Below are 14,287 nucleotides of genomic sequence, written 5' to 3' on the forward strand. Positions count from 1 at the left end.
CGTTTCAGGGTACCAATCGTTCCAATGCCTCGCGTAGCCGACCCGGGATCGGCACTGGCTGATTCGACATCCGGTCCACGAACACATGCACGAAGCGCCCCGCCGCGCAGGCCTCCTGCTCGTTCTCCTTGAACACCGCCAGCTCGTATTGCACCGAACTGTTGCCCAGCTTGGCGACCCGCAGGCCGATCTCGATCCGGTCCGGAAATGCGACCGATGCAAAATAGTCGCAGGCTGAACTCACCACGAAACCCACTACTTCGCCGTCATGGATATCCAGTCCACCGGCCTCGATCAGGTAGGTATTCACCGCCGTATCGAAAAAGCTGTAGTAGGTGACGTTATTGACGTGACCGTACACATCGTTGTCGTGCCAGCGCGTAGTCACCGGCTGGAAATGAAAGTACTCGGTGCGCTGGGGCATCTCTTGTCCTTGGTTGTGCAGTGTTGTGGGGAAGACAGGCTGTCGGTTATCGCTGCGAGAAACCCTTGCCTTGCGCCGCCAACTCTCCGATCAGGCGAGCAGGCTTCCATTGATCCCCCTGCTTCGTCTCAAGGTCCACCAAGCGTGCATGGATGTCCGCAAGGCCTTGCTGATCAGCCCAGGCCATCGGGCCGCCCTTGTCAGCCGGGAAGCCATAGCCGTTGAGATACACCAGGTCGATATCATGGGACGACTCGGCAATGCCTTCCTGGAGAATCTTCGCACCTTCGTTGACCAGCGCCAGCAAGCAGCGTTCGAGGATCTCATCGGCGTCGATGTCACGCCGCTGGAAACCCAGGTCCTCGCTGACTCGCTGCACCAGCGCATCGACTTCTACATCGTGTTCAGCCTGCCGGCTGCCCGGCTCATAGTGGTAATAACCGTTGCCACTTTTCTGGCCGAACCGACCCAACTCGCACAAGCGGTTGTCCACCTGCACCTCGGGGGCATCCTGCCCTTGGCCCGCCAGCTCCCGCGCGCGCCACTCCAGATCGATCCCGACCACGTCGTACATTCGAAACGGTCCCATGGCGAAACCAAAGCCCTGCAGCGCCGCATCCACCTGATGGGGGAACGCACCCTCCAACAGCATCTTGCGCGCCTCCAGCACATAAGGGTGAAGCATTCGGTTGCCGATGAAGCCGTGACAATTGCCCGACACCACGCTCACCTTGCCCATGCGCTTGCCCAGCGCCAGGGCAGCGTCCAGCACAGCCTTGGACGTTTGTGCGCCGCGCACGATCTCCAACAACTTCATGATGTGCGCCGGGCTGAAGAAGTGCAGGCCCAGCACTTGCGTTGGCCGACGCGTGGCGGCGGCAATGGCATCGATATCCAGCGCCGAGGTGTTACTTGCCAGGATTGCCTCGGGCTTGAGCATGCCGTCCAGCTCGCGAAATATTTTCTGCTTGAGTTCGAGGTTCTCGTAGACTGCTTCAATGACCAGGTCCACGTTGCGGATCGCCGCGTAGTCCTGGGCCCGCGCAATACGGGCGATCCTGGCGTCGGCTTCGCTTTGTTCGAGTCGGCCCTGGCGGACGTTATGGGCGTAGGTATCGGCCACCGTGGCCAGCGCCTGCTCCAGCATTTGTGGATTGTTATCGACCCACTGCACCGTAACGCCAGCGTTGGCCAGGCACATCACGATGCCCCGCCCCATGGTGCCTGCGCCGACCACGGCGGCGCGCTGGATATCGAAGGATGTCTGGCTCATGTTTGCTCTCTTGTTGGCGATCCAAAGACTGCTTCACCTTAGTCAGCCATCGACATTTTTTGAAATTTATTCGTGTGATGGAGGGCATTCAGCGGATGGATGGAGCTCGCAGTTGTTGGTCTGCTCGCCTGTGATGTGATTGAACTCGCCCGTGTTCTCCACGCACCGGATGATACCGCTCGGGAGTGTTACCGCTTTGCCACGAAGCGATACAAATCCAGGCGTTTTGATGTCTCGTCTCCAGTCATTTGACGCGTTAAGGTGCGCCGTCGATCCATGAATCAGCAGATCAGACCAGCAAAAGGCAGGATGCCCTTTGCACATTAACCAAGGAGAAAATCATGTTGAAGAAACTGACGTTACCTACCGTCCTGATCACAAGCCTCTTGCTAGGCGCTTGCATGAGGCTACCCGAAGTGCCACCGATGCTTGCTGGAGTGGAAATGCCAATTGTAGTTCCCGCGGCCTCGTTACCTTACGCTCACCACTCATCTCGATAATCAAAAGAGACTTGATAGTCATACAGCGTTAGATTTAGAACATGTTCAAAATGGGGCTGTAATATCTCAGCCCATTTGTCATCAACATTAAATCCACCCACGTTAATGTTGTTTTCTACAGGCACCCCCAGCTCAACAAGCACCCATGAATCGTCGCCAAAATCCTGTGAATATTCGCGCCCTTCGCCTAACTCGGTTTCTTTGTCATACCAACTCAGTTTTAGCTTTAGACCCATTTTTTTCTCACAAATATTTTTTAATATTACGATTCGGTTTCGGACGATCTAGTTGCTCGCCCGTTAAATAGTCAAACGAACCTAGATGGCTTCCATCACTAGCACGGTATGCCTCCAACTCACCGTGCATGAAATCCCACTCATAAATAGTTCTTTTTTTAGAATCGGTCCACCGTTCGCGAAAACCGCCCCCACCTTGACGAGGGGTCTTTTGTTTGGCGATCTTCAAGTCAGCAAATCCAGTAATCTCCTCTGTCTTTGGTGCCCGATGGTAATCATGCCCTGCCTCCGGCAACCCTTTGCGCCGAACACTCAAAACTATATATAACGGCGAAACCCCAGACCCCACCGGAAACACAAGAATGAAATCCTTGTATTCCGGTGGATAAATCGGATTGACGATAATGCTGTCCGCCATGGGTGTCGGCGGGAAGATCCAGATACGCGGCGCCTGTGGCGCAGCCTCCAAAGCTGGGATGCCCAACGTCGCGCAAGGGTCCACTGCCGGCGTCCAGATCAACTCGACCCCATCGCCAAAAGCTGCCACTTGCTGCTCGCCACGCGCCTGGAATGTCACCACCGGGATCATCTCCCAGTCGCGTCTTGACTGGGTGTTGTAGCCATACCCTTTCAGCGTCCCGTCGGCCTGGGTTTCGACATGTAGGCGAACCCGGCTGCGCGCTTTTTCAAGGGACCTTAGTTGCTCTTCGGTGTACAGCGAACCATCGCCCAGGTTCGAGGGCATCAGCAGCCCCACCAACCCCACCAGCGCGCCGGCCGCCACGGGTGCCGTGACCGTCGCGCCAGCGCCAAGGGAGGCCAAAGCGGTCCCACCCAGTGCGAGCGTGCCAAAACTCGCCGGTAACGCTCCGCTGATGGTCTTCAGCGGTACGCAGCCTGACGCGTCAACCTCCCGACCGCCCAACAATTTGAACGCACCATAGGCGCTCAGCAGTTCCGTCGGGATGTAACCGGTTGGATTGTGATAGTCGATGATTGCATCGGGCAGTTCGCAGGATTTGGCGAACACACAGCCCTTGATGCTCGGTGCATCCCTCTGGCTTGTCTGGCCCAGCCGCTGGCTCATGTATTCCTCTTGCCGAGCGAGCATGTCCTCATGGGCTTTAAAATCGGCGTCTCTTTTTGCCAGCTCGCCCGGGGTCATGTCCCGCAGGACTCTGTAGCGCCTTTCGCCACCGCGGTACTCCCAGACCTGAGGGATATCGCTTTTACCTTTCGCCATGCTTCGTCCTTGCTCGGTCAGCGCCCGTTCAATACAAGCGGCGCGGCGAACCTTACCGAGTAAGCAAGGAAGTGATCACCAGACGGTTCCGAGACTGACGTGAGACTTTTCTTTTTGTTGGGATACGATTTCGCCCTCTACTTTCCAGGGATAAACAGGCGCGGGAAGAAAAATAGTCACCCACAAAAAAGCCGCCCTTAAAGGGCGGCTTTCTCATGTATCGGCAAGCCTTACAGCTGTGGACCTGCCGCCTTGATCGCGTCGCTCACTTCGAACTTCTTGAAGTTTTCGATGAACAGACCGGCCAATGCCTTGGCCGCTTCGTCGTAGGCAGCCTTGTCGGCCCAGGTGTTGCGTGGGTTCAACAGGCCAGTCTCGACGCCTGGGACGGCCAGCGGCACGTCCAGGTTGATGATGTCCAGGTGTTCGGTTTCAGCACCGATCAGCGCGCCGCTCTGGATCGCTGCGATCACCGCACGGGTGGTCGGGATGTTGAAGCGCTTGCCGACGCCGTAGCCGCCGCCGGTCCAGCCGGTGTTGACCAGGTAGACCTTGGAGCCGAAACCACGGATGCGCTTGATCAGCAGCTCAGCGTATTCACCGGCTGGACGCGGGAAGAACGGCGCGCCGAAGCAGGTGGAGAAAGTCGACTTGATGCCGCTGCCCGAACCCATTTCGGTCGAGCCCACCAGTGCGGTGTAGCCGGACAGGAAGTGGTAGGCGGCTTGTTCTTCGCTGAGGATCGACACAGGTGGCAGTACGCCGGTCAGGTCGCAGGTCAGGAAGATCACGGCGTTTGGCTCGCCACCGAGGTTTTTCGGTGCGCGTTTTTCGATCAGCTCACGCGGGTAGGCGGCGCGGCTGTTCTGGGTCAGGCTGTCGTCGGCATAGTCGGCTTTCTTGGTGACCGGGTCCAGGACCACGTTTTCCAGTACGGCGCCGTGCTGGATGGCTTTCCAGATGACCGGCTCGTTCTTCTCGGACAGGTCGATGCACTTGGCATAGCAACCGCCTTCGATGTTGAAGACCACGCCCACGCCCCAACCGTGCTCGTCGTCACCGATCAGGTAGCGGCTTTCATCGGCGGACAGGGTGGTCTTGCCAGTGCCCGACAGGCCGAAGAACAGGGTCACGTCGCCCTCTTCGCCCATGTTCGCGGCGCAGTGCATCGGCAGCACGTCGGCGGCCGGCAGCAGGAAGTTCTGCACGGAGAACAGGGCTTTCTTCATCTCGCCGGCGTAGCGCATGCCAGCAATCAGCACTTTCTTGGCCGCGAAGTTGATGATCACGGTACCGTCGGAGTTGGTGCCGTCGCGCTCAGGCTCGCAGACGAAGTTCGGCGCGTTGAGGATCTGCCATTCGTCCTTGCCGCCGGCGTTGTATTGCTCGGGGTTGATGAACAGGCAGCGGCCGAACAGGTTGTGCCAGGCAGTCTCGGTGGTCATCTTGACCGGCAGGTAGTGCGCAGGATCGGAACCTACATGCACGTGGGAGACAAAACGCTCGCGCTCGCCCAGGTAGGCTGCGACGCGGTTCCACAAGGCATCGAACTTGTCAGCCGGGAACTTGCGGTTGATCGGGCCCCAGGCAATGGCGTGCTGGGTGGTTGGCTCTTCCACAATGAAACGGTCCACTGGCGAACGACCGGTACGATGACCGGTACGTACAACCAGCGCGCCAGTATCGGCAAGCTCGCCTTCACCGCGATTCAGGGCTTCTTTAACCAGATCATCGACACTCAGATCGGTGTACACGGCGTTATTGGCTTGCGTCATGAGATTCCCCGTCGGCCCGTGGCCGAGTGCTCCAAACGTTTTGTAGTAGGAAGTCGCGCACTACTACCCGAAAAAAGTGGGCCGGATTATGCCAGAAAAGCCCAAAAAGAGTAGGGCCCTCCCGTCAGTACGGCGTAAATCCGGCGTTTGCCAGGAGATTTACCTGCGCTGAACCGATTTAGTGACGAGTATCTGACGGTGTGTCGACACCCGCACCGGCGAACAATTGGGCGATGTCCGCGGCATCGAACAGGTAGCGCTCATTGCAAAACTGGCAATCGATTTCGATGGCGCCGCCATGCTCGATCACCAATTGCTGCGCATCTTCCAGACCCAGACTGACCAACGCATTGCCGGAACGTTCACGGGAGCAACTGCATTTGAAGCGTAACGGCTGGCCTTCGAACAGGCGAACCTGTTCTTCGTGGTAGAGGCGATGCAGGATGGTTTCGTTGTCCAGGCCCAGCAGCTCATCGGCGCTCAAGGTGCTGGCGAGAGCGGTGACGTGTTGCCAGCTGGCATCACGTTCTTCCGAATCACGAATGCGGTCGGCCGGCAATTGCTGCAACAGCAGGCCACGGGCACGCCGCCCGTCGGCGTACAGCCAGAAGCGTGTGTTGGTCTGCTGGGACATGACGAAGTAGTTGGTGAAGCACTCGGCCAGCGTTGCGCCGTCGAGATCGACAATGCCTTGGTAGCGCTTGCCATGGCTCGGGTCGACCGTCAGGGCCAAAACGCCATTGGGCATCAGGTCGGAGAGTGTCGCGTCGGGGGCGATCTGCTCGGCGTGATAACGGGCCAGGCCTCGGATCTCACGCTCGCTCGAACACTCGATCATCAACAATGGCACCGGGCCTTCGGAACGGGCCTGGAGAATCAACAAGCCATCGAATTTCAAGGTACCCACCAGCAGCGCCGCGGCGGCCATCAACTCGCCGAGCAACTGCGCGACCGGCTCCGGATAGGGGTGCTTGGCGAGGACTTCGGCGTAGCTACGCTCCAACGCTACCAGCTCGCCACGGGCGTCGCTGTCATCGAAGATGAAACGTTGGGTGTAGTCGGTATCCGGTAAATCAGTCATAGGAGTCTGGTTCTGAGGTGATGGCAATGGATGGCTGGCATTTTATGGGCATTCAGGATGGGTTCCAAGCAAGCCATGATTTTGCTTTGTGGGAAGACTGAACATCTATCCGCATGTGCAGCGCTGTTGTGGCGAGGGAGCTTGCTCCCGCTCGGTTGCGTAGCGACCGCAAGATTCTGGGGCCGCTACGCAGCCCAGCGGGAGCAAGCTCCGGTGTGGCCGATGCTTTACTCGCTGTTGCTCCCATGGAACTTGAACAGGTCTCGCCGTTGTTTCTTGCTGGGCTTGCCATCGGTGCTCACACCCAGGGCACCGGCCTTGCGTTGGGCGGCTGCCGCTTCGCGCTTGGCGACGCTGGCTTCGGTCTCGCGGTATAGCGTTTGAGCCTGCGGCGCGCCGCGACGCACGATGGACAAAGCTTCGACGACCACCGTTTTTTCGTCGAAGCCTGTTCGAATGACGTATTCATCACCGATACGTGGCTCTTTGCCAGGCTTGCATCGTTCGCCCCGGTGATGGACCTTGCCGCTTTCAATGGCAGCCTTGGCCAAGGCACGGGTTTTATAGAATCGTGCCGCCCACAACCATTTATCGAGACGGACCTTGTCATCCTCTTCGCTTTTTTGTGCCACTTGGATTCCTCTTTCTAACCTATGGCTGGAACTGTACTACCGTTTTTGTCGGGCGCACGAATCCGTCCCGACGGATAGAATGCCCGCCGAACCGCCTGTCCGCATGGCATGCGTCGGCATCGGTTACACATGCAAACAAGTACGTAGATAACTGTCGTCATTTTGTGATTATTCTGCGTGAATACCGCGATTCGCGGGGCCCGCAATCCGATGCGCCAATTTCAGGTTGTTTTTTATTGAAGACTTTCGACCATCTGACCGTTGTCGGTCTGCGCGAGTGGGTGGCGCTCCCTGATCTGGGAGTCGCCGGGCTACGGGCAAAAATCGACACCGGCGCCAGCACCTCGAGCCTGCACGCCACCGACATCGAGCCATTCGAGCGTGACGGCGAAAAATGGGTGCGCTTCACCGCGCACCTCGGCACCGTCGTGCAACTGCGCCATCGCCGCTGCGAAGCACCCTTGGTGGCGCGCAAGACCATCAAGAGCTCCAACGGCCACGCCCAGGTCCGCTATGTGATCAGCACCACGCTGGCGTTGGGCGATCGGTTCTGGCGGGTCGAATTCACCCTCGCCTGCCGCAAATCCATGCGTTATCGCCTGTTGCTGGGTTCCAAGGCCTTGATCGACGGCCAGTTGGTGGTCAATCCAGGCATCAAATACGTTCAAGACAAGCCGGCATTCCCGGTATCCACTACCTCTGCCACAGGTGTTGCATGAAGATCGCTGTGCTGTCGCGAAACCCGCGTCTGTATTCCACCCGCCGCCTGGTCGAGGCCGGGACCGAGCGTGGCCATGAAATGGTGGTGATCGATACCCTGCGCGCCTACATGAACATTGCCAGCCACAAACCGCAAATCCATTACCGCGGCAAGCCGCTGGAAGGCTTCGATGCGGTGATCCCGCGTATCGGCGCGTCGGTGACCTTCTACGGTTGCGCGGTATTGCGCCAGTTCGAAATGATGGGGGTGTATCCCCTCAATGAGTCCGTTGCGATTGCCCGCTCGCGAGACAAGCTGCGCTCGCTGCAATTGCTGTCTCGGCGTGGCATCGGCTTGCCCGTGACCGGCTTCGCCCACTCTCCAGATGACATTCCCGACCTGATCGCCATGGTCAATGGCGCGCCTCTGGTTATCAAGGTATTGGAGGGCACCCAGGGCATTGGCGTGGTGCTGTGCGAAACCGCAACGGCGGCGGAGTCGGTGATCGAAGCATTCATGGGCCTGAAGCAGAACATCATGGTCCAGGAATACATCAAGGAAGCCGGGGGCGCGGACATTCGTTGCTTCGTGGTCGGCGACAAAGTAATCGCGTCGATGAAGCGCCAGGCCAAGCCAGGGGAGTTTCGCTCCAACCTGCATCGCGGCGGCAGCGCAAGCCTGATCAAGATCACGCCGGAAGAGCGCATGACCGCCCTGCGGGCAGCCAAGGTCATGGGGCTGGCGGTGGCTGGCGTGGACATCCTGCGCTCCAATCACGGACCGCTGGTGATGGAAGTCAACTCCTCGCCAGGCCTGGAAGGCATCGAGACCACCACCAGCAAGAACGTGGCAGGGATCATCATCGAGCACTTGGAGAAAAACGGCGGGCCGAACATGACCCGGACCAAGGGCAAGGGGTAATCCATTTATAAATTACTGTGGGAGCGAGCTTGCTCGCGATGACGGTGTGTCAGCCAACATAAATTTGGCTGAGCCACCGCATCGCGAGCAAGCTCGCTCCCACAGGTTTTGCGCCTTCCGAGCGATTCCGCTACACCGCATCCCGAGGCAACATCAAGCCCAACGGCAGCCGCACCCGCGCTTCCAGTCCGCCGCCCACGCGATTGCGCAGCTCGACGTTGCCGCCGTGCATCGAGGCGATGCGCTTGACGATCGCCAGGCCCAGTCCCGTGCCCTTTCCCCCCCGGGCGCGATCGCCTCGGGTGAACGGATTGAAAATGGCCTCCAATTCCGACGGATCGATGCCGGCGCCTCGGTCCATGACGCTCAGCACGACGTAGGGCGCGCTGGTATCGCCCGAAACGTAGGCGGCCACTTCCACACCGGTGCCTGCATGGTTCAGGGCGTTGCCGATCAGGTTGTTCAGCAGGCGCTTCATCGATACGCGACGTAGCGGGAACGGCTGGATCGGCTCCAGGCGCAGGTGGACCTTCTCTTCGTTCTGGTTATAGGGTGCAGCCACCTCCCGAACCAGGTCGCTGAGATCGACTTCTTCCACCGACTCATCACGACCGTCGCGAATGAATGCCAGGAACTGGTCAAGAATCGCGTCCATGTCTTCGATATCGCGGACCATTTCATCAGTCAGGTCGGTGTGCTCGCCCATCAACTCCAGCGATAACCGCAACCGGGTCAGGGGCGTGCGCAAGTCATGGGAGACCCCTGCAAGCATCAGCTCACGCTCGCGTCCGGCCTGCTCGACATCTTCGGCCATCTGGTTGAACGCTCGGTACACCTCGGTCATCTCGCTGGGCGTATCGCTGATCGGCAACCGTACACTACGCCCCTGGCCCAATTGCCGGGCGGCGTACACGAGGCGTTTGAGCGGTTGGTTGAGCTGGCTGACGAAGATCCACGCCGAAGCCGTTGAAAGCAGGCCGATCGCCAGGAACCAGCCCAGCACGTTCCAGATCTTCTGGCCCCGCAATGGATGGGGGTACAGCGGAACCTTCAGCCAACCATCCCCAAGGCTTGGCGCGCGCACCCACAATGCCGGCGGCGAGTGCATGCGCAATCGCACCTCGGTGTCGGCGCCCAACTCGGCCTGCATCTGCCGCTGATAGATCTCGCTGTATGGCCAGTGCTGCTCGCCTTCCGGCACGCCGGCTCCGACCACCCGGATCAATGTTGCCGCCTCGGCAATCTTTGCTCGATTGGTTTCGTCGGCCGCCCAGTAGGCCCGCAATGTCAAGGCAACGCCGTGACTGTATTGGCGGTCCACCAGCACGTCTTCGTTCATCAGCAGGTAGACCAACGTCAGCGCCTTGGAAAAAAGCACGACGATGAGCACCAGCCAGAGGGTGCGGGAAAAGAAACTCTGGGGGAACCAAACGGGGGTTTTCATGAATAGCCGCTACACACTTGCAGGAGCGAGCGATGCTCGCACAATGACGGACCGCGAGTCGCCTGGAAAAGACTTCAATCAACCAGGCTTCCCGCTCCTACAAATCGCCGATCACTTGCTGGCGGCGCCATCCGGCACGAATACGTAGCCTACGCCCCAGACGGTCTGGATATAACGCGGCTTGGATGGATCGGGCTCGATCATCCGGCGCAAGCGGGAAATCTGCACGTCGATGGAACGCTCCAGCGCATCCCATTCCCGGCCACGGGCCAAATTCATCAGCTTGTCTCGGGTCAGCGGCTGGCGAGCGTTCATCACCAAAGCCTTGAGGACCGCAAACTCACCGGTGGTGAGCATGTGTACCTCGTCGCCGCGCTTGAGCTCGCGGGTGGCCAGCGACAGTTCATAGTCGCCGAAGGTGACGCTTTCGTCTTCGCTGCCCGGCGCGCCCGGCACCGGCGCCGACTGGCGACGCAAGACTGCCTTGACCCGCGCCATCAGCTCGTCCGGATTGAACGGCTTGGCCAGGTAATCGTCGGCGCCCAGTTCAAGGCCCTTGATACGGCTCAGCTCGTCGCCCTTGGCGGTCAGCATGATGATCGGGATCTGGTTGTTCGCGCCGCGCAGGCGACGACAGGCGGTCAAGCCGTCTTCACCGGGCAGCATCAGGTCGAGGACGACGAGGTTGAAAACCTCACGGGCCAACAGACGGTCCATTTGCTCCGTGTTCGGTACAGTGCGGGCTCGGTAACCCTTGCTGACGAAAAAGCGCTCCAGCAGGCTGCTCAGCCCTGGATCGTCGTCAACAATCAGAATTTTTTCGCCTTCAGCAGTTTGTGCGGTGCTGCTCATAGGAAGCTCCTTTGATCTCGGCGCGCATTATGGCCTAGCTGCCGTTGTGCGTACCGTGTGCATTGTTAGCAGATTTTTCGCCTATCTCCAGCAATCCGCTGATCAAGCCCACGGGCGCGACGCACCCTAACGGTGGAACGCTGGTTATAATGCGCGGCCTTTGTGCCAGGACAGGGCCGGATCGTTACACCGGCGAAACACTTTTTCCCCCTGGCCAGGCAGCATTTTTTTGATTTCACGGGTTAACAGGCAGCCTTTTGACCCAGGCAGCGGCGCACGCCAGGCCGCTCAACCAGTCTCGCCGAGCCCGGCTTCTGCGGTGGCGAGCCTGATTTCACAATTTGTCAGGTGGTTTTATGGACAGCATCAACAGCCGCATCGCCGAGGAGCTCGGCGTCCGCCCACAACAGGTCGAAGCGGCCGTCGCGCTACTCGATGAAGGCTCCACGGTCCCTTTCATCGCCCGTTACCGGAAAGAAGTGACAGGCAGCCTCGATGACACTCAATTGCGTCATCTGGAAGAGCGCCTGCGCTACCTGCGTGAACTCGACGAACGGCGCATCAGCATCCTGGCGAGCATCCAGGAGCAGGGCAAGCTGACCCCGCAACTCGAACGCGACATCAAGCTGGCCGACACCAAGACCCGCCTCGAAGACTTGTACCTGCCCTACAAGCAAAAGCGCCGCACCAAGGGCCAGATCGCCCTGGAAGCCGGCCTCGGCGAGCTGGCCGACGGCCTGTTCAACGACCCGACTCTCGCCCCGGAAACCGAAGCCGCGCGTTTTATCGATGCGGAAAAAGGCGTGGCGGACGTAAAGGCCGCGCTGGAAGGCGCCAAGTACATCCTCATGGAGCGTTTCGCCGAAGACGCCAACCTGCTGGAAAAGCTGCGTAACTTCCTCAAGCAGGAGGCGACCCTCAGTGCCCGCGTCATCGCCGGCAAAGAGGAGGAAGGCGCCAAGTTCCGCGACTACTTCGAGCACGACGAACCGCTCAAGAGCATGCCGTCCCACCGTGCCCTGGCGATTTTCCGTGGCCGCAACGAAGGCATTCTCAGCTCCGCACTGAAGGTTGGCGAAGAACTGCCCGGCACCATGCATCCGTGCGAAGGCATGATCGCCCAGCAATTCGGCATCCAGAACCAGAACCGCGCCGCCGACAAATGGCTGGCCGAGGTGGTGCGCTGGACCTGGAAGGTCAAGCTCTATACCCACCTGGAAACCGACTTGCTCGGTGAGTTGCGCGATAACGCCGAGACCGAGGCGATCAACGTATTCGCCCACAACCTGCACGACCTGCTGTTGGCCGCGCCGGCCGGCCCCCGCGCCACCCTGGGCCTGGACCCGGGCCTGCGCACCGGTTGCAAGGTAGCGGTCGTCGATTCAACCGGTAAGTTGCTGGACCACGCCACGGTCTACCCGCACGTGCCGCACAACAAATGGGACCAGACCCTCGCGGTGCTCGCCGCCCTGTGCGCCAAGCATTCGGTGGACCTGATCGCTATCGGCAACGGCACCGCCAGCCGCGAGACCGACAAGCTGGCAGCGGAACTGATCAAGAAATACCCGGCCATGAAAATGACCAAGGTCATGGTCTCCGAAGCCGGTGCTTCTGTTTATTCGGCGTCGGAACTGGCTTCGAAGGAATTCCCGGACCTGGACGTGTCGATCCGTGGCGCGGTGTCGATCGCCCGTCGCCTGCAGGACCCACTGGCGGAACTGGTGAAGATCGATCCGAAATCCATCGGTGTCGGTCAATACCAGCACGACGTGTCCCAACTGAAACTGGCCCGTGGCCTGGACGCCGTGGTGGAGGATTGCGTGAACGCCGTGGGTGTGGACGTGAACACCGCTTCGGTGGCACTGCTGGCGCGGATTTCCGGCCTGAACGCGACACTCGCGCAGAACATTGTCACCCACCGTGACGAACATGGCGCGTTCAAGACCCGCGCCGCGTTGAAGAAAGTCCCGCGCCTGGGTGAAAAAACCTTCGAACAAGCCGCCGGCTTCCTGCGCGTCATGAACGGCGACAACCCGCTCGACTCCTCGGCGGTCCACCCGGAAGCGTATCCGCTGGTGCAACGCATCGCCGCCCAGACCGACCGCGACATCCGCTCGCTGATCGGCGACGCCGCGTTCCTCAAGCGCCTGGACCCGAAGAAATTCACCGACGAAACCTTCGGCCTGCCCACCGTGACCGACATTCTGCAAGAGCTGGAGAAGCCGGGCCGCGACCCGCGTCCGGAGTTCAAGACCGCCGAATTCCAGGAAGGCGTCGAAGACCTCAAGGACTTGCAACCGGGCATGATCCTCGAAGGCGTGGTCACCAACGTGACCAACTTCGGCGCGTTCGTTGATATCGGCGTGCACCAGGACGGCCTGGTACACATCTCGGCACTGTCGGAAAAATTCATCAAGGACCCGCGCGAAGCCGTGAAGGCCGGCGACGTGGTGAAAGTGAAGGTCATGGAAGTCGATATCCCGCGCAAACGCGTTGGCCTGTCGATGCGCATGAGTGACACGCCGGGTGAGAAGGTCGACGGTGCCCGCGGTGCTCGCCCAGGCGCCGCCCCACGCCAGTCGCAGAACACCGCGCCCCGCAAGGAAACCGCCACGGCGGCCCCGGCGAACAACGCCATGGCCTCGCTGTTCGCCAACGCCAAGCAATTGAAGAAACGCTGATGGACGCGCCAGCCGGGTTGGTGGAGAGCGCGTTTTTCAAGCTGCTCGGCTGCCGTTTGCACAGCGTTGGGGACGGGGTGGCGCAAGTCACCCTGGACCTGGCCCCCGAATTGCGTAATCGCGGCGGCAAGCTGCACGGTGGCGCGCTGTTCAGCCTGGTGGACATCGCCATGGGCCTGGCCTGCTCCAGTGTCCATGGCTTCGACCAGCAGTCTGCGACCATCGAATGCAAGATCAACTACATCCGCGCCGTGTCCGACGGCGAGGTGTTGTGCACCGCCCGGGTCATCCACCCGGGCCGGCGCACATTGGTGGTCGAGGCCGATGTGATGCAAGGCGACAAGCTGGTCGCAAAAGCGCAAGGCACGTTCGCTGTCCTATAGCTCCTGGTCATCGATTTGAGTTAATTTCGACGCCACGAATGCGGTGTCGGGCTTTCCTGTGGGAGCGAGCTTGCTCGCGATGGCGATGGACCTGTCACATTTAGTTGACTGATATACCGCTATCGCGAGCAAGCTCGCTCCC

13 protein-coding genes are annotated in these 14,287 nt (G+C 59.9%); 4 read left to right on the forward strand and 9 right to left on the reverse strand.

Annotated features, from left to right (window positions below):
* Positions 1 to 4: 4 nt before the first annotated feature.
* The 7 genes from DOCECA_RS21025 to DOCECA_RS21055 all read right to left on the reverse strand — a co-directional run bounded on the left by DOCECA_RS21025 (position 5) and on the right by DOCECA_RS21055 (position 7,164).
* On the reverse strand, positions 5 to 424 hold the full coding sequence (locus DOCECA_RS21025; protein WP_420766426.1) for an acyl-CoA thioesterase: 420 nt from the start codon (positions 422 to 424) through the stop codon (positions 5 to 7).
* A gap of 46 nt (positions 425 to 470) precedes the next feature.
* Positions 471 to 1,697 carry a 3-hydroxyacyl-CoA dehydrogenase NAD-binding domain-containing protein gene (locus tag DOCECA_RS21030; RefSeq protein WP_434561198.1) on the reverse strand — a complete coding sequence of 409 codons (1,227 nt, stop codon included), beginning with the start codon at positions 1,695 to 1,697 and terminating at the stop codon, positions 471 to 473.
* Positions 1,698 to 2,178: 481 nt separating this feature from the next.
* A complete protein-coding gene (locus DOCECA_RS21035) occupies positions 2,179 to 2,433 on the reverse strand; it encodes a colicin E3-like toxin immunity protein (RefSeq protein ID WP_445571019.1) in 255 nt (84 codons plus the stop codon).
* Between the two features lie 7 nt (positions 2,434 to 2,440).
* A complete protein-coding gene (locus DOCECA_RS21040) occupies positions 2,441 to 3,676 on the reverse strand; it encodes a colicin E3/pyocin S6 family cytotoxin (RefSeq protein ID WP_445571020.1) in 1,236 nt (411 codons plus the stop codon).
* A gap of 230 nt (positions 3,677 to 3,906) precedes the next feature.
* Positions 3,907 to 5,451: a phosphoenolpyruvate carboxykinase gene (locus DOCECA_RS21045; protein ID WP_420766430.1), complete on the reverse strand. Its 1,545-nt coding sequence runs from the start codon at positions 5,449 to 5,451 to the stop codon at positions 3,907 to 3,909.
* Between the two features lie 178 nt (positions 5,452 to 5,629).
* The gene (hslO, locus tag DOCECA_RS21050; protein WP_420766431.1) at positions 5,630 to 6,532 is read right to left on the reverse strand and encodes an Hsp33 family molecular chaperone HslO; all 903 of its coding nucleotides are present in this window, start codon (positions 6,530 to 6,532) and stop codon (positions 5,630 to 5,632) included.
* A gap of 227 nt (positions 6,533 to 6,759) precedes the next feature.
* Entirely contained in the window at positions 6,760 to 7,164 is a 405-nt protein-coding gene (locus DOCECA_RS21055) for an RNA-binding S4 domain-containing protein (protein ID WP_420766432.1), read from the reverse strand.
* 236 nt (positions 7,165 to 7,400) lie between these two features.
* On the opposite strand from DOCECA_RS21055, the gene rimB reads away from it, so the two are divergent.
* Together rimB and rimK are read left to right on the forward strand one after the other, a co-directional pair.
* On the forward strand, positions 7,401 to 7,883 hold the full coding sequence (gene rimB, locus DOCECA_RS21060; RefSeq protein ID WP_039592641.1) for a retropepsin-like aspartic endopeptidase RimB: 483 nt from the start codon (positions 7,401 to 7,403) through the stop codon (positions 7,881 to 7,883).
* Positions 7,880 to 8,785: a 30S ribosomal protein S6--L-glutamate ligase gene (rimK, locus tag DOCECA_RS21065; RefSeq protein ID WP_215003541.1), complete on the forward strand. Its 906-nt coding sequence runs from the start codon at positions 7,880 to 7,882 to the stop codon at positions 8,783 to 8,785. The genes rimB and rimK overlap by 4 nt, the downstream gene beginning before the upstream one ends.
* Positions 8,786 to 8,915: 130 nt before the next feature.
* On the opposite strand, the gene DOCECA_RS21070 is transcribed toward rimK, so the two are convergent.
* Positions 8,916 to 10,229: an ATP-binding protein gene (locus DOCECA_RS21070; RefSeq protein ID WP_039592640.1), complete on the reverse strand. Its 1,314-nt coding sequence runs from the start codon at positions 10,227 to 10,229 to the stop codon at positions 8,916 to 8,918.
* A 111-nt stretch (positions 10,230 to 10,340) separates the two neighbouring features.
* Positions 10,341 to 11,081, reverse strand: coding sequence for an osmolarity response regulator transcription factor OmpR (gene ompR, locus DOCECA_RS21075; protein WP_003196691.1), 741 nt, complete (start codon positions 11,079 to 11,081; stop codon positions 10,341 to 10,343).
* 356 nt (positions 11,082 to 11,437) lie between these two features.
* Between ompR and DOCECA_RS21080 the strand changes: the two genes are divergently transcribed.
* Together DOCECA_RS21080 and DOCECA_RS21085 are read left to right on the forward strand one after the other, a co-directional pair.
* On the forward strand, positions 11,438 to 13,762 hold the full coding sequence (locus DOCECA_RS21080) for a Tex family protein (RefSeq protein ID WP_434649252.1): 2,325 nt from the start codon (positions 11,438 to 11,440) through the stop codon (positions 13,760 to 13,762).
* Complete coding sequence (locus DOCECA_RS21085; protein WP_445571021.1) at positions 13,762 to 14,145, forward strand: PaaI family thioesterase; 384 nt, start codon at positions 13,762 to 13,764, stop codon at positions 14,143 to 14,145. Before DOCECA_RS21080 ends, DOCECA_RS21085 begins: the two co-directional genes overlap by 1 nt.
* Positions 14,146 to 14,287 lie beyond the last annotated feature (142 nt).

This window comes from Pseudomonas sp. E102 (genome assembly GCF_052660185.1).

What these genes read in the sequence shown, in the direction of transcription:
- DOCECA_RS21025 (WP_420766426.1), bottom strand. Translation starts at nt 424, where the DNA reads ATGCCCCAGCGCACCGAGTACTTTCATTTCCAGCCGGTGACTACGCGC.
- DOCECA_RS21030 (WP_434561198.1), bottom strand. Translation starts at nt 1,697, where the DNA reads ATGAGCCAGACATCCTTCGATATCCAGCGCGCCGCCGTGGTCGGCGCA.
- DOCECA_RS21035 (WP_445571019.1), bottom strand. Translation starts at nt 2,433, where the DNA reads ATGGGTCTAAAGCTAAAACTGAGTTGGTATGACAAAGAAACCGAGTTA.
- DOCECA_RS21040 (WP_445571020.1), bottom strand. Translation starts at nt 3,676, where the DNA reads ATGGCGAAAGGTAAAAGCGATATCCCTCAGGTCTGGGAGTACCGCGGT.
- DOCECA_RS21045 (WP_420766430.1), bottom strand. Translation starts at nt 5,451, where the DNA reads ATGACGCAAGCCAATAACGCCGTGTACACCGATCTGAGTGTCGATGAT.
- hslO (WP_420766431.1), bottom strand. Translation starts at nt 6,532, where the DNA reads ATGACTGATTTACCGGATACCGACTACACCCAACGTTTCATCTTCGAT.
- rimK (WP_215003541.1), top strand. Translation starts at nt 7,880, where the DNA reads ATGAAGATCGCTGTGCTGTCGCGAAACCCGCGTCTGTATTCCACCCGC.
- DOCECA_RS21070 (WP_039592640.1), bottom strand. Translation starts at nt 10,229, where the DNA reads ATGAAAACCCCCGTTTGGTTCCCCCAGAGTTTCTTTTCCCGCACCCTC.
- ompR (WP_003196691.1), bottom strand. Translation starts at nt 11,081, where the DNA reads ATGAGCAGCACCGCACAAACTGCTGAAGGCGAAAAAATTCTGATTGTT.
- DOCECA_RS21080 (WP_434649252.1), top strand. Translation starts at nt 11,438, where the DNA reads ATGGACAGCATCAACAGCCGCATCGCCGAGGAGCTCGGCGTCCGCCCA.
- DOCECA_RS21085 (WP_445571021.1), top strand. Translation starts at nt 13,762, where the DNA reads ATGGACGCGCCAGCCGGGTTGGTGGAGAGCGCGTTTTTCAAGCTGCTC.